General features: G+C 55.6%; 22 protein-coding genes. 20 read left to right on the forward strand and 2 right to left on the reverse strand.

Annotated elements, in window-relative coordinates:
* Positions 1 to 339: 339 nt before the first annotated feature.
* The 3 genes from glmS (at position 340) to HMPREF1985_RS09175 (ending at position 3,557) form a co-directional block, all read left to right on the forward strand.
* Positions 340 to 2,169, forward strand: a complete 1,830-nt coding sequence (gene glmS, locus HMPREF1985_RS09165; protein ID WP_040637572.1) for a glutamine--fructose-6-phosphate transaminase (isomerizing) — start codon at positions 340 to 342, stop codon at positions 2,167 to 2,169.
* A gap of 113 nt (positions 2,170 to 2,282) precedes the next feature.
* Entirely contained in the window at positions 2,283 to 2,930 is a 648-nt protein-coding gene (locus HMPREF1985_RS09170; protein WP_040637583.1) for an HAD family hydrolase, read from the forward strand.
* A gap of 63 nt (positions 2,931 to 2,993) precedes the next feature.
* The gene (locus HMPREF1985_RS09175; RefSeq protein ID WP_021772316.1) at positions 2,994 to 3,557 is read left to right on the forward strand and encodes a beta-class carbonic anhydrase; all 564 of its coding nucleotides are present in this window, start codon (positions 2,994 to 2,996) and stop codon (positions 3,555 to 3,557) included.
* A 133-nt stretch (positions 3,558 to 3,690) separates the two neighbouring features.
* Here HMPREF1985_RS09175 and HMPREF1985_RS09180 read toward each other — a convergent pair whose 3' ends face one another.
* Positions 3,691 to 3,921, reverse strand: a complete 231-nt coding sequence (locus tag HMPREF1985_RS09180; RefSeq protein ID WP_021772317.1) for a hypothetical protein — start codon at positions 3,919 to 3,921, stop codon at positions 3,691 to 3,693.
* A 26-nt stretch (positions 3,922 to 3,947) separates the two neighbouring features.
* Between HMPREF1985_RS09180 and HMPREF1985_RS11840 the strand changes: the two genes are divergently transcribed.
* From HMPREF1985_RS11840 to lysS, 11 genes are all read left to right on the forward strand, one after another.
* Positions 3,948 to 4,112 carry a Wadjet anti-phage system protein JetD domain-containing protein gene (locus HMPREF1985_RS11840; protein ID WP_369758576.1) on the forward strand — a complete coding sequence of 55 codons (165 nt, stop codon included), beginning with the start codon at positions 3,948 to 3,950 and terminating at the stop codon, positions 4,110 to 4,112.
* Between the two features lie 23 nt (positions 4,113 to 4,135).
* Positions 4,136 to 5,113 carry an alpha/beta hydrolase gene (locus tag HMPREF1985_RS09185; protein WP_021772319.1) on the forward strand — a complete coding sequence of 326 codons (978 nt, stop codon included), beginning with the start codon at positions 4,136 to 4,138 and terminating at the stop codon, positions 5,111 to 5,113.
* 12 nt (positions 5,114 to 5,125) lie between these two features.
* Positions 5,126 to 5,569 carry a D-aminoacyl-tRNA deacylase gene (gene dtd / locus HMPREF1985_RS09190; protein ID WP_040637573.1) on the forward strand — a complete coding sequence of 148 codons (444 nt, stop codon included), beginning with the start codon at positions 5,126 to 5,128 and terminating at the stop codon, positions 5,567 to 5,569.
* Positions 5,570 to 5,595: 26 nt separating this feature from the next.
* Positions 5,596 to 6,831 carry an aminopeptidase gene (locus tag HMPREF1985_RS09195; protein WP_040637574.1) on the forward strand — a complete coding sequence of 412 codons (1,236 nt, stop codon included), beginning with the start codon at positions 5,596 to 5,598 and terminating at the stop codon, positions 6,829 to 6,831.
* A gap of 9 nt (positions 6,832 to 6,840) precedes the next feature.
* Positions 6,841 to 7,494, forward strand: coding sequence for a hypothetical protein (locus tag HMPREF1985_RS09200; RefSeq protein WP_021772322.1), 654 nt, complete (start codon positions 6,841 to 6,843; stop codon positions 7,492 to 7,494).
* Positions 7,491 to 8,426 (forward strand): YitT family protein, encoded by a 936-nt coding sequence (locus HMPREF1985_RS09205; RefSeq protein ID WP_021772323.1) that lies wholly within the window; start codon positions 7,491 to 7,493, stop codon positions 8,424 to 8,426. The genes HMPREF1985_RS09200 and HMPREF1985_RS09205 overlap by 4 nt, the downstream gene beginning before the upstream one ends.
* A gap of 14 nt (positions 8,427 to 8,440) precedes the next feature.
* A complete protein-coding gene (locus tag HMPREF1985_RS09210) occupies positions 8,441 to 9,175 on the forward strand; it encodes an MBL fold metallo-hydrolase (RefSeq protein WP_021772324.1) in 735 nt (244 codons plus the stop codon).
* Positions 9,176 to 9,307: 132 nt separating this feature from the next.
* Positions 9,308 to 9,892, forward strand: coding sequence for a peptidylprolyl isomerase (locus tag HMPREF1985_RS09215; RefSeq protein ID WP_040637575.1), 585 nt, complete (start codon positions 9,308 to 9,310; stop codon positions 9,890 to 9,892).
* Entirely contained in the window at positions 9,889 to 10,152 is a 264-nt protein-coding gene (locus HMPREF1985_RS09220) for a GIY-YIG nuclease family protein (RefSeq protein ID WP_021772326.1), read from the forward strand. Before HMPREF1985_RS09215 ends, HMPREF1985_RS09220 begins: the two co-directional genes overlap by 4 nt.
* 45 nt (positions 10,153 to 10,197) lie before the next feature.
* Positions 10,198 to 10,671, forward strand: coding sequence for a transcription elongation factor GreA (gene greA, locus HMPREF1985_RS09225; protein WP_021772327.1), 474 nt, complete (start codon positions 10,198 to 10,200; stop codon positions 10,669 to 10,671).
* A gap of 11 nt (positions 10,672 to 10,682) precedes the next feature.
* On the forward strand, positions 10,683 to 12,191 hold the full coding sequence (gene lysS / locus HMPREF1985_RS09230) for a lysine--tRNA ligase (RefSeq protein WP_021772328.1): 1,509 nt from the start codon (positions 10,683 to 10,685) through the stop codon (positions 12,189 to 12,191).
* Between the two features lie 285 nt (positions 12,192 to 12,476).
* Here lysS and HMPREF1985_RS09235 read toward each other — a convergent pair whose 3' ends face one another.
* Positions 12,477 to 13,130, reverse strand: a complete 654-nt coding sequence (locus HMPREF1985_RS09235) for a TetR/AcrR family transcriptional regulator (protein ID WP_051349105.1) — start codon at positions 13,128 to 13,130, stop codon at positions 12,477 to 12,479.
* A gap of 211 nt (positions 13,131 to 13,341) precedes the next feature.
* Between HMPREF1985_RS09235 and HMPREF1985_RS09240 the strand changes: the two genes are divergently transcribed.
* The 6 genes from HMPREF1985_RS09240 (at position 13,342) to ispH (ending at position 20,885) form a co-directional block, all read left to right on the forward strand.
* Positions 13,342 to 15,147, forward strand: coding sequence for an ABC transporter ATP-binding protein (locus tag HMPREF1985_RS09240; protein WP_021772331.1), 1,806 nt, complete (start codon positions 13,342 to 13,344; stop codon positions 15,145 to 15,147).
* A complete protein-coding gene (locus HMPREF1985_RS09245) occupies positions 15,122 to 16,855 on the forward strand; it encodes an ABC transporter ATP-binding protein (protein ID WP_021772332.1) in 1,734 nt (577 codons plus the stop codon). The genes HMPREF1985_RS09240 and HMPREF1985_RS09245 overlap by 26 nt, the downstream gene beginning before the upstream one ends.
* 204 nt (positions 16,856 to 17,059) lie before the next feature.
* Entirely contained in the window at positions 17,060 to 17,875 is an 816-nt protein-coding gene (locus HMPREF1985_RS09250; RefSeq protein ID WP_021772333.1) for a flagellin, read from the forward strand.
* A 136-nt stretch (positions 17,876 to 18,011) separates the two neighbouring features.
* Positions 18,012 to 18,890, forward strand: coding sequence for a glucose-1-phosphate thymidylyltransferase RfbA (rfbA, locus tag HMPREF1985_RS09255; RefSeq protein ID WP_040637576.1), 879 nt, complete (start codon positions 18,012 to 18,014; stop codon positions 18,888 to 18,890).
* Positions 18,891 to 18,892: 2 nt separating this feature from the next.
* Positions 18,893 to 19,927, forward strand: coding sequence for a dTDP-glucose 4,6-dehydratase (rfbB, locus tag HMPREF1985_RS09260; RefSeq protein ID WP_021772335.1), 1,035 nt, complete (start codon positions 18,893 to 18,895; stop codon positions 19,925 to 19,927).
* A gap of 130 nt (positions 19,928 to 20,057) precedes the next feature.
* Positions 20,058 to 20,885 carry a 4-hydroxy-3-methylbut-2-enyl diphosphate reductase gene (gene ispH / locus HMPREF1985_RS09265; RefSeq protein WP_021772336.1) on the forward strand — a complete coding sequence of 276 codons (828 nt, stop codon included), beginning with the start codon at positions 20,058 to 20,060 and terminating at the stop codon, positions 20,883 to 20,885.

Consider the following 20,885-nt stretch of genomic DNA (forward strand, 5'->3'; position numbering starts at 1 on the left):
TTTTTGCGTCAATTTATTTTACAACTTACGATACGATGTACGGGCTGTTTTGTTTGACGGCGAAAGATTGACTTTGCACGTGCCTTACGTTAAAATGTCTAACGAGAAGAAATCCAGAGAAAATGCCTGCTGTTCTGGTAATACGGAAAAGATGGAATCATCTTAGCGCTGGTTCTCATGCGTGACATGAGAGGACGAGGAGAAGGTTGTCGAGCCGTCAGCGGATGCCTTCCGGCCGCCCGCCGATAGATTCCCGGCAAAGCCCGTGCGCGAGCGCGGGGACAAAATGGGATGGGGCGCAGCAGGCGCGTGGGGAATTTTCCCCAAGGAGGGAATTTTATGTGTGGTATTGTCGGCTATATCGGCGACAAGCAGGCGGCGGAGTTCCTGCTCGACGGACTCTCGAAGCTTGAGTATCGCGGCTACGACTCGGCAGGCATCGCGGTCTACGACGGCGCGAAGATTCGCGTCGAGAAGAGCGTCGGTCGTCTCGCCGCACTGCGCGACAAGATCGGCAGCAACATGCCGAAGGGCACGCTCGGCATCGGCCATACGCGCTGGGCGACGCATGGACGCCCGTCTGACCGCAACGCACATCCGCATACGGACTGCAGCGGGGACTTCGTCATCGTCCACAACGGCATCATCGAGAACTACCTCGCACTGAAAGAGGATCTCATTGAGAAGGGGCACGACTTTAAGTCCGAGACGGATACGGAGGTCGTCGCACATCTCCTCGAAGAAGTCTACAACGGCGATTTCGTCTCGTCGATCCGCGAAGTCCTGCGCCGTATCGAGGGTTCCTATTCGCTCGTGTTCATGAGCAGGAAGCATCCCGATATGCTCGTCTGCACGAAGCAGGACAACCCGCTGGTCATCGGAATCGGCGAGGGGGAAAACTTCATCGCATCCGATATTCCCGCGATCATTTCGCGCACGCGCCGCACTTACATCCTGAACGACGGCGAGCTCGCCGTCGTCAAGAAGGATTCGATCCAAATCACGAACCGCGAGGGCGAAGCGGTTACGAAGAAGGTCTTCGAAGTCAACTGGAACGCTGAGGCAGCGGAAAAGGGCGGCTACGAGCACTTCATGCTCAAGGAGATCCACGAGCAGCCGAAGGCGGTGCGCGACACGATGAGCCAGCGTATCGCGAAGGATGGCAAGCGCATTGTGATGGATGAGCTCAAGTGGGATGCCGACTATCTGAATTCGTTCAACAAGATCTACATCGTCGCCTGCGGCACGGCGTACCATGCTGGGCTTGTCGGCAAGTTCTACATCGAGAAGATGGCACGCGTGCTCGTCGAGGTCGACGTCGCATCGGAGTTCCGCTATCGCAATCCGATCGTCGATGAGAATACGCTGCTCATCGTCGTCTCGCAGTCCGGCGAGACGAGCGATACGCTCGCCGCACTCAAGGAGTCGAAACGTCTCGGCGCAAAGACGCTCGCGATCACGAACGTCGTCGGCTCGTCGATCGCACGCGAGGCGGATCAGGTGCTCTACACGTGGGCAGGCCCTGAGATCGCCGTCGCGTCGACGAAAGCCTATACGACGCAGCTCATTCTCTTCTTCATGCTCTCCCTCTACATGGCGCAGATCCGCGGCACGCAGAGTCCGGAGCGCGTCGAGGCGCTTATTTCGAGACTCAAGGAGATCCCTGCGCAGGTCAGCGAGACGCTCTCGGATGTTGAGCCGATCAAGACGTTTGCGAAGCAGTACGGCTTCAACGAGGATGTCTTCTACATCGGCCGTGCGCTCGACTATGAGGTCGCGCTTGAAGGCGCGCTGAAGCTCAAGGAGGTTTCCTATATCCACGCCGAAGCGTATGCGGCAGGCGAGCTCAAGCACGGCACGCTCGCGCTCATCATTGAGGGCGTTCCCGTCATCGCGCTCGCGACGCAGAAGAGTGTCTACGAGAAGACCCTCTCGAATATCAAGGAGGTCAAGGCGCGCGATGCTGTCGTCATCGGGCTTGCGGCGGCAGGCGACACGGAGCTCTCCAAATACGTCGACCATGTCATCACCGTCCCGCAGACGGATGAGCTGCTCATTCCGCTCCTGACGGTCGTTCCGCTGCAGCTTCTCGCTTACTATGCGGCAATCACGCGTGGCTGCGATGTCGACAAGCCGCGCAACCTCGCGAAGTCGGTTACGGTGGAGTAAGGCCGTTACGTGCACCTGGTATGATGAAATCCCTGCTGTCATGAAAAGAGAGCAGGGATTTTTTGAAGGGAAACACGAAATCCATTTTCGGGTCCGTGCGAAAGGAGCATTTCATGAAAGCGTTTATTTACGACATGGACGGCGTGATCGCCGACACCGAGCCCGTGCATACGAAGGCGGAGAGAATTGTCCTTCAGGACATGGGCATCGAGGTCACGGACGAGTTCCTCGCGCAATATCAAGGCGTGACGGATCTCATGATGTACGAGGATCTGAAGGAGAAATTCCATTTCGCGCCGTCGGCTGCGGAGGTGGCGAAGAAGAAGGCCGCGCTTTTCCAGAAGATCATGCGCGAAGAGCACGTGACGCCTATCGAAGGCATCCTCGCGCTCATCGAAAAGACGCATGAACGCCGCAAGACCGGCCTCAAGACGGCGATTGCGAGTTCGTCGAGCCGCGCATTCATCTCGTTCGTCGTCGACGACCTCGGCATCCGCGACAAGTTCGACTTCCTCATGAGCGGCGAGAGCGTGCCGCGTTCGAAGCCAGATCCAGTCGTTTACCTGCAGACGGCAGAACACCTTGGCGTAGCGCCTGCGGACTGCGTCGTCATCGAGGACACGAAGAGCGGCGCGCTCGCGGCGAAGGCGGCAGGCATGCGCTGCATCGGATTCAAGAGCCCGCACAGCTTCCATCCGGATCTCTCGATGTGTGATGCGGTTGTCACCCGCATAGCGGATGTCGACCCTTCCGAATGGTAAAGGGAGATGGTTTCCTGTATAATACATAACGGGAACAAGAAATCGGGATAAAGGAGTGAAACAATGACGCGACTGGAAGAAATGCTCGCGGCCAATGCAGCGTATCAGAAGCGTGCGCCGCACGACTACACGGGAGAAAACCGCAGGACGAGCAAACTGCCGAAGAAGAAGCTCGCGATCTTTGCCTGTATGGATACCAGGCTGACGGGACTCTTGGAGCCAGCGCTCGGCATCGCGCGCGGCGATGCGAAGGTCATCAAGACGGTTGGCAATTACCTTTCCGGATCGCTCGACAGCGTCATTCGCAGCCTCATGATCGCCATTTACGAGCTTGGCGTCGAGGAGATTGTCGTCATCGGGCATTACGAGTGCGGCATGGCAAAGACGACGGCGGACAGCCTGGCAAGGGCGATGCGCGAGCGCGGCATTGCAGAAGATGTGATCGCAGCGGCGCATGAAGAGCTTGCCGAGTGGGCAGACGCATTCCACGATCCCGTGGAGAATGTGCGCCATGCCGTCGAAACGCTGCGCGGGAATCCCTACATCCCGAAATCGGTCAAGGTGCACGGGCTCATGATCCATCCGCGTACGGCAAAACTGGATCTCATCGTGAGCGGGGACGCGTAGCAGGATATGGCGTCTGCGGCAAAGGATCGATATATGGAATCCGCGCGCGTTTGGATGCGGCCTGCCACGATATCACGGAGCACATCGCGAGCATCAACGATTCCCTTCGGGGAATCGACTACAATGCGGGACGCTACATCCAGATGGCGTGCGTGCAGGCACATGATGAACGCGTGCGCAGTTTCCGTGCCGAGTTCACTGCCGCACGGACCGTGCGCTTGCTGCGGAAGACATCGATGAGGCGTTTCTTAAAAGCTCGAATGAGGCGACATTCGGGCCTGCGCTTTTTGCGCGCCTTGACTTGCAGCTCCTGGTCGTGACGCCGCTTTTGAAGCTCGCGACCATCGAGCCGTTCATCCGCCACGTCGGTTTCGTCTAGCCCCGAATCGTATTTTGCTCTATGGCATGGGTTATGGTATCCTAAAAGCAGTTCGTTTCCTGCCTTGGCTAAAGGATATGGAACGATTCTACTGGGGCGACCTCGATACGAATGGATTGCGTATCCTGTCGAAATTGAGGCAGGAACGGAAAGGGGAAATGCGAATAGCGCTGTAGAAAGGCAATGGCTTCCTAAAATCATGAAGAAAATCATTCTTACCGTTATCCTTACGGCGGTTCTCGTCACCTGCACCATCGTCACGGGGATCGGCTATTTGTTCGGCAATTATTTTGTGCATTTTGGGCTTGAGCGCGGCACGAAGGACAATCCGAAAGAGCCGCCGCGCGCTTATGCACTATTGATGCCGCCGGAGGCGCGCGAGTTTGCAAAGCCAGATTATCCGTCGGAACCATGGGACCTCACATCGACGGATGGGCTGCATCTCGCGGCGACGCACTTTTCGCCGAAGGAGGGACGCATGCAGGAGCCGGAGCGATGGGCGATCGTCGTCCACGGTTACGGCTGCACGCAGCAGAATTCCTACTACATCGCAGAACATTATCTGCACATGGGCTATCACGTGCTGACGCCGGACCTCCGTGCAGCAGGCGACAGCGAGGGACGCTACCTGACCTTGGGCGTGCGCGAGAGCGAGGACATCGTGCTTTGGGCGCGCAAGATCGCACGCGAGCGCCCCCATGCGAAGATCCTCATGCACGGCGTGTCGATGGGCGCGGCGACGGTCATGCTCGCAGCGGGGAGGGATGACTTGCCGCGCGAGCTCGTCGCCTGTGTCGAGGACTGCGGCTATACGAGTGCCTACGACCTGCTTGCGCTGCAGGTGGAGGAATCGTTCGGCCTGCCCGCATTTCCGGCGATGAATCTTCTCGACTGGCGCTGCGTGCGCCTAGCGAAGTTTCGCATCAAGGATGCTGCGCCAATCGAGGCGGTGCGCCATGCGCACGTGCCGATTCTCTTTATCCACGGGGAAAAGGACACGCTCGTGCCGAACTACATGATGGATCTCTTGTACGATGCGGCAAATGCGCCGCAGAAGGCAACGCTCCTGATACCGGGCGCGAACCATGCGGCATCGAGCCAGGTGGGCAAGAAACTCTACTTCAAGACGATACGCGATTTCGTCCGTCCCTACATGGACAAGGACGAAAGGAAATGAGGAGGAATCGCATTGCGGGCAGTAGTGACGCGGGTTAGCTCCGCTTCGGTGACGATAGAGGGCATGGAGCATGGGCGCATTGGGCAGGGCTTCCTCGTCCTGCTCGGCATTGGCCCTACGGATACGGAGGAGACGTGCGGGCACCTAGCGGAAAAGATCGCACGCACGCGCGTCTTCTCCGACGCGGAGGGCAAGATGAACCTCTCGATCGATCAAGTGGGCGGCGCGTTTCTCGTCATCTCGCAGTTTACGCTTTACGCCGACGTGAAGAAGCGGCGTCCGGGCTTTTCGCACGCCGCGCCGCCCGCACTCGCCGCAAGGCTCTACACGCATTTTCTCGCCGTGCTCAAAGGGAAGGGCTTTCGCGTCGTACACGGCGAATTCGGCGCGGATATGCAGGTCGCGTCCATCAACGATGGCCCCGTGACCTTGCTTTTTGATACGGATGCGTTATGATGGTCAGGGGAAAAGAGGGATCCTGCATGAATGAAACTCTGTGCAAGGAATACGCACGGCTCGTCGTGCGCGTCGGAGTCCATCTCGAGCGCGGTCAGATTCTCGTCCTGACCGCGCCGATCGAGTGTGCCTCCTTCGCGCGCCTCATTGCGGAGGAAGCGTTCACGGCAGGAGCGCATGATGTCGTGATGGACTGGGGGGACGAATTGTCGGCGCGCCTGCGCTTTATGCGCGGCAAGAAATCACTCTTCACGGAGTTCCCGGACTGGCGGCGTGCATTCTACACGGACTACGCCGAGCAGGGCGCGGCGTTCGTCACGATCGCCGCGCGCGATCCGGAGCTGTTTGCAGGAATCGATCCCGAAAAACTCACGCTCGCGAATCAAGCAGCGGGCGCGGCGCTTCTTGCGTACCGCGAACGTCTCATGAGCAACAAGAACACGTGGTGCATCGTTTCGATCCCGACGAAGAGCTGGGCAAGAAAGGTCTTTCCCGATTGCACGGAAGAGGAAGCCGTTGCGCGCCTATGGAGAGAGATATTCGCGGCGGTGCGCGTCGGCGAAGGGCGCGATGCCGTGCATGCGTGGCAGGAGCATATCGCGTTCCTGCAAAAGGCGGCGCGTTTCCTGAACGAAAGTGATTTTGAACGACTTCATTACACGAATGCGCTTGGCACCGATCTCACCATCGAGCTGCCGAAAGGCCACATTTGGGCGGGAGGAGCGGAGCGCTCGGCACGTGGCACGCTCTTCGCTGCGAACATGCCGACGGAGGAAGTCTACACCTTGCCAAAGCGCGACGGCGTAAACGGAAAGGCCGTCGCGACGAAGCCGCTGCACTGCAACGGCAACCTCATCGAGAACTTTTCTCTGACGTTCGCGGAAGGGAAGGTCGTCTCGTTCCATGCGGAAAAAGGTGAGGCCGTGCTGAAAGAGCTTCTTGCCATGGACGAAGGCGCATCGTATCTCGGAGAAGTCGCGCTCGTTCCGTTCGATTCCCCGATCCGCAATAGCGGCGTGCTCTTTTACAACACGCTTTTCGACGAAAATGCCGCGTGCCATCTTGCGCTCGGAAAAGCCTATCCGACGTGCATCGAAGGCGGCGCGGATATGGACAGCGTGACGCTCGCACGGCACGGCGTCAACGATTCCTTTATCCATGCGGATTTCATGGTCGGCAGCAGCGACCTTTCGATTGTCGGCGTACGCCGCAGCGATGGAAAGAAGGTACAGGTCTTTCGGAATGGGAACTTCGCATTTTAAGGAGGGCGCATGATGGGGCGCATAGGGCAGGTTGCAGTAAGTCTCATTTGTTTTTTCATGCTTTTTGCCGCCTCGGTTCTCGCAGAAGCGGCAGAAGGGGCGAAACCAATGGAGGGGGCGCTCCTCGACACGGATTTTGCCTATCGGGGCGTTGCGCTCGGCGATACGGAGGAAAAACTGCTCGCCGTTTACGGTGAGCCGCTATTTGATCGTATCATGCGCAAGCAGGGGGTGACGGTCAAGGTCTGCACGTTCCACGGGCACATCGATGTCGGCGTCTCCGTGCGCACGAGGCGCGTCGTCGACTTCGTGATGGAGGACGATCCGCCCGTGATGCGCGCGGGCGTGAGACGCGGTGCGACGAAGCATCTCATTTGGGCGACGTACGGCAAGACGGAACGCAGATTTCTCGATGGAAAGCTCGCCTATGTCTACACGCGTCCCGGCCATCCGCACGATCATCTCGTGCTCTTCCTCGACCCGGAAACGGAGTCGCTGGCGTCCGTTCGCCTGACGTCGCTTCCGTTGACCGAGGAAGAAGCCGATGCGCGAGCGGGAGAAGAGGCGCAGGCGGAGGCGGATGATGGATCCGATCTGAAGGGAATGGATGATTCGGCACTGCCGCATGCCAGCGATGTGAAGCTTGGAGGTGTGCTGCCGTGAAATACCTCCACCTGCACGTCCTCGAAAACCGCGCCCTGCGCTATGCCGGCATCGCGCTCGGCTGCTTCATCGCGAGCTGCTCGATCAATACGTTTCTCGTCCCGGCACATCTCTTGACGGGCGGCGCGACGGGCATCGCGATCATTGCCTACTACCTCACGGGACTCCCGATCGGACTGCAGACGTTTCTTTACAACATCCCGCTGCTCGTCGCCGCATGGCGGCTCTTAGGGCGCAGCTATACGATTGACGTCGTCATCGGCACGGGCATTTTTTCGGTCTTTCTCGACCTCACGCGCTTTTTGAACGCCTACGCGCCCGTACAGGACATCATGCTTTCCGCGATATTCGGCGGCGTCTTCAACGGCATCGGCTACGGCATCGTCTTTCGGCTGAACGGCAGCACGGGCGGGTTTGACATCATCGGCGCGATCATCAAGAAATACTACTCGATGAGCATGGGCGGCGTGATCTTCGCGTTCAACTGCGGCATCATGTGCGTCGCGGCGTTCTTCTTCGGCATGGCGCCCGCGATGTTCACGCTCATCTGCATGTACATGAACGCCGCCGTTACCAACAAAGTCATCGCGGGCTTCAACAGCCGCGAGGCCGTGCTCATTGTATCCGACCGTGCACAGCACATCGCCGAAGGCATTATGGAGATAGGGCGAGGCGTGACATTCCTGCACGGGCAGGGGGCATTCACGCGAAGGGAGCGCAATGTCGTATTCGTCGTTGTGAAGCTCACGCAGGTCAGCAGGATCAAGCTTGTCGTCCATGCGATCGATCCGCACGCGTTCATGATCATCGTGCCGGCAAATGAAGTCTTAGGGCGTGGCTTCAGTGAACCGGGCTCCGGTGGGAAGACGCCGATCGTGCATCGCGTGCATGACTTGCACGAAGCGTATGAGCGTAACCAGCATGGACACTAGAGAGGGATTGCGATATGAATTTGGAACTCACGTACCTGATGAACAGCGGTTTCATCGTCCGCGAAGGCGGGCTGTTGCTCGTTTTCGACGATTTCCGCGATCCGAAGGAAGCGGTAAGGCGCGAGCTTGCTAAGGGCTTTGATCGCCTCTACATCTTCGCCTCGCATGCGCACTTCGATCACTTCGACTCGCATATCCTGGACTACGAAGCGCAGGCAAGCCATTTCATCTTCGGCTACGACATTCGGCGAACGAAGCGCGCGAAGGCATTCCCTGCGGAAAAGACGCAGTATATGCAGACGTACGATGCGTGGGAGGACGATGCGCTCCACGTCGCGTCGTTTGATTCGACCGATGCAGGCGTCTCGTTTCTCGTTGCGATCAAGAGGACGGGCAGGCGCATTTTCCACGCGGGCGATTTTAACTGGTGGGATTGGATCGGCGATATGGCGGAGAATCGAAAGCTCGCGGAAAACGCCTTTCGCAAGCAGATGAAAAAGCTTGCAGGCCTTGAAGCCGACCTCGCGTTTTTCCCCGTCGACGGCAGGCTCGAGGGCGCGATGGACAAGGGTGCGAAGGTGTTCTGTGCCGAAACGTCGGTGCGCGCGCTCGTCACGATGCATTCGGTCGGCTATCCCGTATGGACGCCGCCCGCAGGCTTTTTTGAGGCAGGGCGCGAAATCCCCGTTTGGTCGCCGCGCGCGGAAGGCGAACGCCGCGTGCTTTCGGCACACGGTTTCCTCGCATGAGCGAGCCGCTGGCGGAAGGGACGGCATGATGAGGCGATTTTTCGCGCCGTTTATGGGGAAGCACGGATCGATTCAGACCGCATGGTGATCGTATCCGCGGTTCCCTTGAAATGCAGGGAGGGATACGATACAATGAAACGAATGATAGTCGCAGCGCTCGCGCTCCTGCTCGTCTTTACGAGCGGATGCCTTGCAGCAGGGGAAACGGGAAGCGCGAATCGTGGTGGAGGCAACAAAATGGCAAATCGCATGGCAGTATTCAAGACGAATCAAGGAACGTTTGAAGTCGAGCTCTTTGAGGACAAGGCACCGATCACGACGAAGAACTTCATCGACCTGTCGGAGAAAGGCTTTTACGACGGCGTGATATTCCACCGCGTCATCGACGGCTTCATGATCCAAGGCGGCGATCCGACGGGGACGGGCATGGGCGGTCCCGGCTACACGATCGAGGACGAGTTTCGCGAGGATCTCACCTTTGCGGGCGAGGGCATTCTCGCGATGGCAAATACGGGCATGCCGCACACGGGCGGCAGCCAGTTCTTCATCACGCTCGACAAGACGCCGTGGCTCAACGGCAAGCACACGATCTTCGGCAAGGTCACGAAAGGCATGGACGTTGTCAAAAAGATCGGCCACGTGAAGACGGATTTCCAAGACCGTCCGCTTGAGAAGGTCGTCATCGAGAAGATCGAGATCCGAGACGCGAAGAAGTGAGCGGGCAAGCGTATACGTACATGCTCGCGTGCAGGGACGGCAGCATTTACACGGGCTGGACGAAGGATCTCGAAAAGCGCGTCGCGGCGCACAACGCAGGCAAGGGAGCAAAGTACACGCGCACGCGGCTTCCCGTGCACCTCGTCTACGCGGAGGCATTTCCCGACAAGCGCGAGGCGCAGAGCCGCGAGTGGCACATCAAGCAGCTCACGCACGCCGAAAAGCTGGCACTCATTGACAGTGCGGACAAGAGCCATTAGAATGAACAAATGATATCTCTATAGAAGTAAGGGGCGTTTTTATCCATGGCAGATGCAAAAAAGGTCATGCTGACCGAAGAAGGCTACAACAAGCTCGTCGAAAAGGTGAATTACCTCAAGAGCGTGCGCCGCATTGAGATTGCAGAACGCTTGAAGGCGGCTATCGCACTCGGTGACCTTTCCGAGAACTCCGAGTACGACGACGCGAAGAACGAACAGGCATTCCTCGAAGGCGAGATTCAGGATCTCGAAACGAAGATCCGCAACTCGCACATCATTCAGGGCGGTGCGGGCGACATCGTGCAGATCGGCAGCAAGGTCAAGGTCAAGGACCTTGCGTTCAATGAAGAGGAGGTCTTCATGCTCGTCGGCTCGACAGAGGCAGACCCCGACGAAGGAAAGATTTCCAATGAGTCGCCGCTCGGGCAGGCGCTCATCGGGAAGAAGAGCGGATCGGTCGTCGACGTGCACGCGCCCGCCGGCATCATCAAGTACGAGATCTTGGAGATTCAGGGCTAAGGAGCAAGGAAATGGCAGAGAAGAACAAGCAGCAGGCTCCGCAGGAAGACCTGAACGAAATGATGAAGGTGCGCCGCGAGAAGATGGAGGCATTTTGCGCGCGCGGCGTTGCCCCGTTTGGCCATCGATACGATGTGACGGACTATGCAGCACCGCTCAAGGAGAAGTTCGCCTGCCTCGAAGGCGAGGATGAAGGCGAGGAAGTCCAGATCGCAGGACGCATCATGGCGATCCGCGGACACGGAAAGGCATCGTTCTGCACGCTCAATGACCGCACGGGCGACATCCAGATATACTTCAAGCTCGACGTCGTCGGTGAAGAGAAATACAAAGAAGAGTTCAAGCGGCTCGACATCGGCGACATCATCGGCGTGCGCGGCATCGTATTCAAGACGAAGCGCGGCGAAGTCACCGTGCGCGTTGCGGATTTCACGCTGCTCGCCAAGTCGCTTCGCCCGCTCCCTGAGAAGTTCCATGGGCTCAAAGACGTCGACATCCGCTATCGCCAGCGTTACCTTGACCTCATCATGAACCAGGACGTGCGCGATACATTTTGCAAGCGCACGAAGGTCATCCAAGCCGTTCGCGCGTATCTCGATTCGCGCGACTACCTCGAAGTCGAGACGCCCGTGCTCTCGACGATCGCGGGCGGCGCAGCGGCGCGTCCTTTCACGACGCACCACAACGCGCTCGATATCGACCTCTATCTGCGCATCGCGACGGAGCTGAACCTCAAGCGCCTCGTCATCGGCGGGCTTGACCGCGTCTACGAGCTCGGCCGCGTCTTCCGCAACGAGGGCATGGACGTGCGCCACAATCCGGAATTCACGACCATCGAGTTCTATCAGGCCTATGCGGATTTCCGCGATATGATGGACATTACGGAAGGCATCGTGGCAGACGCTGCAAAGCGCGTGCTCGGCTCGACGACGATCCTGTATCAGGGCGTTTCGATCGATCTCGGGAAGGTGCGCCGCATCACGATGAACGATGCGGTCAAGGAAGCGACAGGCAAGGATTTCATGGCGTGCGATAGCGTCGAGGAAGCGCGCAAGCTGGCCGATGGGATCGGCGTTCCTTACGAGCCTCGCCATGGCATCGGCGGCATCCTCAATCAGGCATTCGAGGAAAAGGTGGAAGAGACACTCGTGCAGCCGACCTTCATCACGGGGCATCCGACGGAGATCTCGCCGCTCGCCAAGCGAAATCCCGATGATCCGCGCATTACGGACCGCTTTGAGCTGTTCATCTACGGACGCGAGCTCGCGAACGGCTTCACGGAGCTCAACGATCCGATCGATCAGGAAGGACGCTTCCTCGATCAGCTCAAGCAGCGCGAGGCGGGCGATGATGAGGCGCACGTCATGGATCGCGACTACGTCACGGCTATGGAGTACGGCCTTCCGCCGACGGGCGGCGTCGGCATCGGCATCGATCGACTCGTCATGCTCCTGACGGATGCGGCATCGATTCGCGATGTCCTGCTCTTCCCCACGATGAAGCCTGCCAAGGAGCAATGACCAAAAAATCCAGCGTTTATGCGAGCCAGCGGACTTTCGGAAGTTGCAGGGCCTACGAATTTACCACCAACTTAGTGCCAAATTTTGAAACCGATAAAAACGATATAGGCAGTCATTCCACAAAACGGATCTTACTGCCAGAGTATCTGTGAAAACAGCTTTGATGGTTTTCTTATATCCATATTGCAGCCAATATTTGAACGCGTCAGCTCATGCTCGACTTGAGGATGTACTGGCGTTTTTTCGTGCCATAAAAGTGTAGTCAAACGTTATCTGCCGTTGCCATTATCGGCTCTTTTTGAACGAAATCGTTTTCGAAGCAGTATTCTGTTTCAACAGACGATCCATTCCAGCGACGAAAAAGGCACATAGCTTCTCCATATAAAAACGCGCCTCCCTGCGGTTCATGTCGTGGCGGAGAGGTTCGAACATAGACGCATAAAAGGAATTGGTCAGCATATGCAGCACGTTCATCATCAATTTTTTTTCGTTCCCTGCACCTCCTGCCAATCCGGTCCATTTCGAGACGTAGGAAATGTTATTGTCAGTCAAAGCCTCAATCAGTGCCGTGTGCCATTTGCCTTCTAAAGAGGTTTGCATCAATAGAAACTCGTCTTTATGATCATAAATATAGTCGATCATATCCATATAGATTGCAGTATCATCGGAAGAAATGGCGGCTGTTCCATTCCCCCCTGCATTCTTCGGCCAAAACTGATTCGCATAATTCTGATATCGTTCAATAAGACCATCTGATACGGGCGAAACAATTGCGTCAAAAAGCCCCTCCTTATTGGGAAAGCGCGTATAGACAGCACGGGCGCTGGTTCCTGCTTTTTTTGCAATCTCCCGGATGGAAGCAGCCTGAAACCCTTGATTTAAAAATTCGCTTTTGGCACATTCCAGTAAGCGTTCTGATATACCAGCAATTCGTTTCATGTCAATACGCTCTTTCTGAAAGATGGAAACATCGTTTTTTATTTTATCGGCAAGAAAGCAGCGTGTCAATACAGAAACAGGTTGACAATCCTTGCTGATACGCCGTATAATCCTATTTGAAACAGTGTTTCAAATGTATGGCAAGAGGAAAATGTTTTGACTTTATGATTCGCCATTGCTGGCAGACAGGCAAAATCAAGGAGTTGGCAGTATGAAAGAAAAAGGGGTACTGGGGCGTCTGTTCCGACATATGGGCATGTTCAGGATCACAATGGCAATCTCCATTGTATTGTCTGCTGTTTCGTCGGTCATCAACCTATATGCCTTTGTGTGCGTGTATGACGTGGCAAAGGAGATCGTTCGGTCGCTAGGCAATATGCATGCGCTGGATCAGGCCGATATGGTCGATATGGGCTGGCGCGCTGTATTCTTGATTCTTATGTCATTTGGAATATACGGACTGGCATTGCTGTTCTCCCATATCACCGCTTTCAATACGGTCGCAAAACTGCGGATTCAGATTGTCCGACACATTGGGAATCTGCCTTTGGGGTATCACGCGACAAATCCCAGCGGGAAACAACGAAAAATTATTGAAAAGAACTCGGACAATCTGGAAACGCTGATTGCACATCAGATTCCAGACTTCGCAGGAGCGGTTGCACTGCCGATCGCTTTTCTTGTATTTATGTTTGTGTACGACTGGCGGTTGTCTTTCATCTGCCTGATACCGATCTTGGTCGGCTTTGGCATCCTTTATTATATGCTGAAGGATGAAAGCGAAGGCTTTGCTAAGCAATATCAAAAATCTGCCGAGGACATTAGCAATGCCGTCACGGAATATATCAGGGGCATTGCGGTTGTAAAGGTGTTTGGACAAACTGCCAATTCTTTTCGGCACTATAAAGCTGCGGTAAAAGAGTACGGTGATTATTTGCTGAAATACGCGCTCTCCATGCAAAATACAGACAGTCTTTACCATGCTGCAATTAACGGCATCTTCTTTTTCCTGATTCCCGGCGGCATAATCCTGTTTAACACAGGCAGCAATCCTGAAAAAACGATACTGAGTTTTCTGTTCTTTTCGGTCCTGATTCCTACCGTCGCGACGTTCTTAGCGCGCATTATGAATAGTTCCTCCAATCTCATGCTTTCCAAGGCGTCGTTGGACGCAATCGATCGGATTTTGAAGGAAAAGCCGCTGCCGGAAACAAAAAAGCCGCAATCTCCGATGGGGTATGATATATCCATTGACCATGTTTCCTTTTCTTATGGAGAGACGGCCGGAAAAGCTTTGGACGATATTTCTTTCGATGTGCCGGAGGGTACGATTACCGCACTGGTCGGGAAATCCGGCGGCGGGAAAAGCACGATTGCGAATCTGATTGCGAGATTTTGGGACGTCGATGAGGGAGCTATCCGGGTCGGCGGAGTGGATGTACGGGAAATGGATTATAAGCATTGGATGAAGCGGGTCAGTATGGTATTTCAGGACACGAATTTATTTAAGACGTCGGTCAAAGAAAATGTCGCTGTTTTCAATCCGGACGCTTCACGTGAGGATATTTTCCAAGCCCTTCATCTGGCACAGTGTGACGATATTTTGGAAAAGCTGCCGCAGGGCGCAGACACGGTGATCGGGACAAATGGAATCTATCTTTCCGGTGGTGAAATGCAGCGGATCGCCCTTGCCCGCGCAATCCTGAAAAACGCCCCTGTGGTGCTGCTGGATGAAGCAACTGCATTTGCTGATGCGGAAAATGAATACCGGATACAGAAAGCTTTGGACGAACTGCTGCGAGGGAAAACCGTCATTATGATTGCCCACCGGCTTTCCACCATTATACACGCGGATCAAATCTGTGTTTTGGAGCGAGGGAAGATTGTTGAGAAGGGAACCCACCGTGAACTGATGGGCATGCACGGTGCATATGCCAAAATGCGTGAAGAATACCAAAGCAGTATTTCATGGAGGATTGGAGGGCAACAATATGCTGGAGCGCGTATATCGCATTAGTGACGAGGGAAGTTGGAACATTCTGAAGTCCGGTTTGTATATGTGCCTGTTCAATCTTGCTACGCTTTTGCCTGTTCTTTTGCTTGCAATGGTTGCAGATGAAATGATGAATCGATACTTTGGCATAGCGCACGGAAGTATCCCTTTGTGGGGGTATTGGGGAACTGCCTTTTTGCTGCTATGCGCAATCTATTTTGCATACCGCATGACATATCGAAAGAAATACCTGACTTCCACACAAGAAGATATGAGGCTTCGCATGGGGATCGCAGACAAAATCCGAAGGCTTCCGCTCTCTTATATCGGGAGGCGTGATTTGAGCGATTTAGCCTCTACGGTCATGGATGATGTTGCTGCTGTGGAGTTGGCGCTTTCTACTGGCGCAGCAGAGTTTATAGGAGGATTCCTGTCGGGGGTGACGACCCTTGCCATCCTCGCATTTTACAACTGGAAGCTGGCTGGCAGTCTGGCGGTTTGCCTCCCCTTAGTCGTGATCGTAATGTTCTTGTGCCGGATTATCTCTGAGGGGACGAATCAAAGAAACAGGCAAAAAAAGCTGGATATCAGCGACGGGCTACAGGAGTATCTGGAAACGATAAAGGTGCTGCGTTCTTCCGAAGAAATGGAAGGGTACCAGAATCGTCTGTCCGTCACAATCAAGCGCATATTGAAGGGGCTTGTCCTATACGAATTTTTGTCCGGATTTGCGATTGGACTGGCTCATAACATCATGCGGATCGGTTTAGGGCTTATCATCGTCACGGGTTCCACGCTCCTGATTTCAGGAGAAATCCATTTCTTTGCATTCCTCTTGTTTCTCCTTGTTGCGGTCAGGATTTACGAGCCTCTGACCAAGGCGTGTGAATCGCTTGGCGTCATGATTTCGTCTTTGGTCAGCGCAGGGCGGATCCGGGATCTGATGGATTATCCGGAGCAGCAGGGAGACGCATCATGGCAGCCAAAATCTTTTGATATTTTCTTTGATCATGTATCATTTGCTTACAATAAGAAAGATGTGCTGCATGATGTCTCTTTTACAGCAAAGCAGGGACAAATCACGGCTTTGGTAGGGCCATCAGGCTGTGGGAAAAGTACCCTTTGCCGGCTTGCGGCCCGTTTCTGGGACGTAAGTAGAGGAAGCGTGTCTCTAGGAGGCCTCAACATAAATGAAATTGCTCCGGACACATTATTGAAGCATTATGCCTTTGTTTTTCAGGACGTGGTGTTATTCAATGATACGATCTATAACAACATCAAGATTGGAAAAGAAAACGCGACTCGTGAGGAAGTCCTGACTGCGGCAAAGCTGGCCTGCTGTGACGAGTTTATAGACCGGCTCCCGCAGGGGTATGACACCGTAATCGGAGAAAACGGAATGACCCTCTCCGGCGGTGAAAGACAGCGGCTTTCCATTGCCCGCGCATTCCTGAAGGATGCGCCTGTGATTCTGCTGGATGAGAGCACCGCTTCCATTGATCCTGAAAATGAAACAAAAATCCAGAAGGCCATCGGCAGGCTTGTTGCGAACAAGACAGTACTGATCATTGCGCATAAACTGCGATCCATAGTGGCGTGCGATAAGATCGTGGTTTTGAACGAAGGGAACGTGATGGAATCCGGCACACATGAAGAATTGATGCAGGAGGACGGCTTGTACCATCGCCTCTATTCCCTGCAAAGCGAGAGTCTGGCATGGGAGGTCAAATGAATCCAATCCCAAATTGCAAATGTAACACAGGTATGGCAGCCCTGCAAAGGTTCCTTTTTCGTTTATAATGGACTTGCAATCAAAACGGAATTCCCGTATAATACGAGATGGAAGGGGAAAAGCGCAGGAAAGCCTTGCGCTTTTTGGTACGGCCGCAGACCATGGAAGGTCTGCGGGTCTATGGTATGAAAGGAAGGATTTTCTATGCAGATTGGAAGCTACAATGCCCTACACTCGTTGAACACGCTGGATCGCGCACATAAGACGAATGCGAATACGCTTCAGCGCATTTCGGACGGCTCGAAGCATTCGAGCGCAGCATTTGGCTCGGCAGCGTATGCGATCGTGCAGCGCACCTATGCCAATATCGGCGCAGTGAGCCAGTCAAATCAGAACACGCAGAATGCAAGCGCGATGCTCGCGACGGCTTCGGGCGGTGTGAGCAACACGGTCGAGTCGCTCACGAACCTGCGCGAGACGATCCTCCATGCAGCGAACGGCACGAACGGCCCGTCGGATCTCGCGACGCTTCAGAAGTCGATCGATCAGACGATCCATTCGATCGACGATACGGTCGACTCTGCGACGTTCAACGGCAAGCGCCTCCTCGACGGGGACAAGAACGTCATGGTCGCAGGGTCGGACAGCTACAAGAACGTTCCGCTCGGCAACTTGTCGGCAGAGGGACTTGGCCTCCGCGACGATCAGGGCAGGAGCACGGTCAACGTCTCGAATCCGTCCTCGATTGCAGACGCGCTCGACAAGGTCGACCGTGCTCTTGGTCGGGCACTGGATCAGGCTACGACGATCGGCGCCGCACAGCAAGGGCTTTCGTATCGCTCGGCGAACTACACGACGATGGAAGAGGGACTGCAGGGCCAGGCATCTGTCATGGACAGCACGGACATCGCAAAGGGCTCTGTCGATCTCAGGAATGCGCAGACGCAGGAGCAGCTCGCACTTTTCGCGACGAAGATGAACAACCACAACCGTGGTGCAGTTCTCGCGCTTCTTCGTTGATCGCACGGCATTTGGCGGTGGGTCACTTCGGTGGCCCACCTTTTTTATCGCGGTCTTGCGCAACAGGAAAAGAGCACTTTTTGTCGTATTGATATAAAGCAGAAAGCAGAAGATTTTGATTTGGAGGTGGTTGTTCTTGATTCGGAAGGGGATCATACTTGCGGGAGGCTCTGGCACGCGCCTTTATCCGCTGACGAAGGTCGTATCGAAGCAGCTCATGCCCGTCTACGACAAGCCGATGATCTATTACCCGCTCTCGACGCTCATGCTCGCGGGAATCCACGACATCCTGATCATCACGACGTCGGAAGACCGCGATCTATTTGCACGCCTCTTAGGCGATGGCAGCCAGCTTGGCATCCAGATCTCGTACGCGGTGCAGCCACGCCCCGAAGGGCTTGCGCAGGCATTTTTGATCGGTGCGTCGTTTATTGCGGGCGAAGGCTGCGCGCTCATCTTGGGCGACAATATCTTTTACGGCTCGGATCTCGCACAGGCGATGCAGCAGGCGACGAAGGAGGACGAAGGCGCCACGGTCTTCGCATACTACGTCTCAGACCCGAAACGCTACGGCGTCGTGGAATTCGACCGCAAGGGAAGGGCGCTGAGCTTGGAGGAAAAGCCCAAAAATCCACGCTCCAATTACGCGGTCACAGGACTCTATTTCTACGATAAGGACATCGTCGGGATTGCGAAAGGGATTCGCCCGTCGCCGCGCGGCGAGCTTGAGATCACAGACGTCAACAAGGCATACCTGGAGCGCGGCACGCTTCGCGCGCAGAAAATGCGCCGCGGCTACGCATGGCTCGACACGGGAACGCACGAGTCGCTGCTCGCGGCAGGCGCGTTCGTACAGACGATCCAGGCGCGGCAGGGGCTGAAGATCGCTTCGCCGGAGGAGATCGCGTGGCGGATGGGCTACATCGACGCCGAGCAGGTGCTTCGCCTCGCTGCGCCGCTCGCGAAGAACGAGTACGGCAAATACTTGCAGCAGATTGTAAAGGAAGGGCTTTGAACATGAAATTGCTGGTGACGGGCGGCGCCGGATTTATCGGCGCGAACTTCGTTTACTACGAACTGGAAAACCACCCGGATGACGAGATCCTCTGCGTGGACAAACTCACCTACGCAGGCAATATGGAAACGCTTGCGGGCGCGATGCGGAATTCGAAGTTTCGATTCGTGCGCGCTGACATCGCGGACCGCAAAGCGATGGATGCGATCTTTGCGGAGCAAGGCCCCGACATCGTCGTGAACTTTGCGGCGGAGTCGCATGTCGACCGCTCGATTGAGACGCCTGAGATATTCCTGCGGACAAATATTCTCGGCACGAACGTCCTCATGGATGCGTGCCGGAAATACGGCATCCGCCGATACCATCAGGTCTCGACGGATGAGGTTTACGGCGACCTTCCGCTCGACCGTCCCGATCTCTTTTTCAAGGAAGCGACGCCGATCAAGGCATCGAGCCCGTACTCCGCATCGAAGGCATCCGCGGATCTTCTCGTCATGGCATATTATCGTACGTACCACCTGCCCGTGACGATTTCGCGCTGCTCGAACAACTACGGGCCGTATCACTTCCCGGAAAAGCTTATCCCGCTCATGATCATCAATGCGCTTTCCGATAAGAAGCTTCCCGTCTACGGCGACGGGCTCAACGTGCGCGACTGGCTCTATGTCAGGGACCATTGCACCGCGATTGATCTTATCATCCGCAAGGGCAGGGAAGGCGAGACCTACAATATCGGCGGGCACAACGAACGCGCGAATATCGCCGTCGTCAAGACGGTGCTGAGGGAGCTGGGAAAGCCCGAGACGCTCATCGAGCACGTCACGGACCGCAAGGGACACGATCGCCGCTATGCGATCGATCCGACGAAAATCCATGCGGAACTCGGCTGGCTGCCGACGACCTCTTTTGAGGAAGGCATCAAGAAGACGGTCGCATGGTACCTCGAACACCGTGCTTGGTGGGAGCATATCGTGAGCGGCGCTTACGCTTCGTACTACGAAAAAATGTACGGCAATCGCACCGTCTTGGATCCATGAGGAAACCGCTTGCACGAGGGAAAATTTTTTCTAAAAAAAGTTTGCCTGCTACAGATAAGCATGATATACTAAAAAGCAGGTCATGAGTCATTCGGTGATTTGTGCCTAAGGTACGTGAAATGGTGATACGATGGAAGTGCTCTTGGCGGACTACCTCGGTTTTTGCTACGGGGTCAAACGTGCGATCCAGATGGCGAAGGAAAACGCCGCGAAGGACGGCACCTCCTGTACGCTTGGCCCGATCATCCACAACCCGCAGATGGTGAGACGTCTGCAGGAAGAAGGAGTCGGGACGGTCTCCTCTTTGGATGCGATGCGGCACGGCACGATCATCATTCGCTCGCATGGCGTCGGGCCATCCGTTTACGAAGAAGCGGAACGCCGTGGTCTCAATATGGTCGACGCGACGTGCCCGCATGTCAAGAAGGCACAGCTTTCGGCAAAGGCACTGGTCGATGAAGGCTATGCGGTCATCCTCATCGGCGAAAAGGAGCACCCCGAGGTCAAGAGCATTTTGGAGTGGGCGTCCGGAAAGGCGCGCATCGTGGAGACCGAGGCGGAAGCAAAAGCGATTGAGCCGTGCGCACGGCTCGGCGTCGTCTGCCAGACGACGTTTTCCCGCGTGCGCTTTGAACGGATCGTCGCGCAGCTCCTCGAAAAGGCACGCGAGATCAAGATCCTCCGCACGATTTGCACCGCGACGGATCAGCGTCAGGCGGCGGCGATGGCACTCGCCGAAAAAGTGGATCGGATGCTCGTCATTGGCGGCAGAAACAGTGCCAATACGACGCGCCTCGCGCAGCTATGCGCAGAAAAGTGCCTGACTTTCCACATCGAGACGGCGGCAGAGCTGCAGCCCGAGTGGTTTGACAACATAGAAAAAATTGGTATTACAGCTGGTGCTTCTACACCGGACTGGATTATCAGGGAGGTATACAAGAAGTGTCAGAACAGATGA

The organism is Mitsuokella sp. oral taxon 131 str. W9106, from assembly GCF_000469545.1.
Lineage (GTDB): Bacteria > Bacillota > Negativicutes > Selenomonadales > Selenomonadaceae > AWVT01.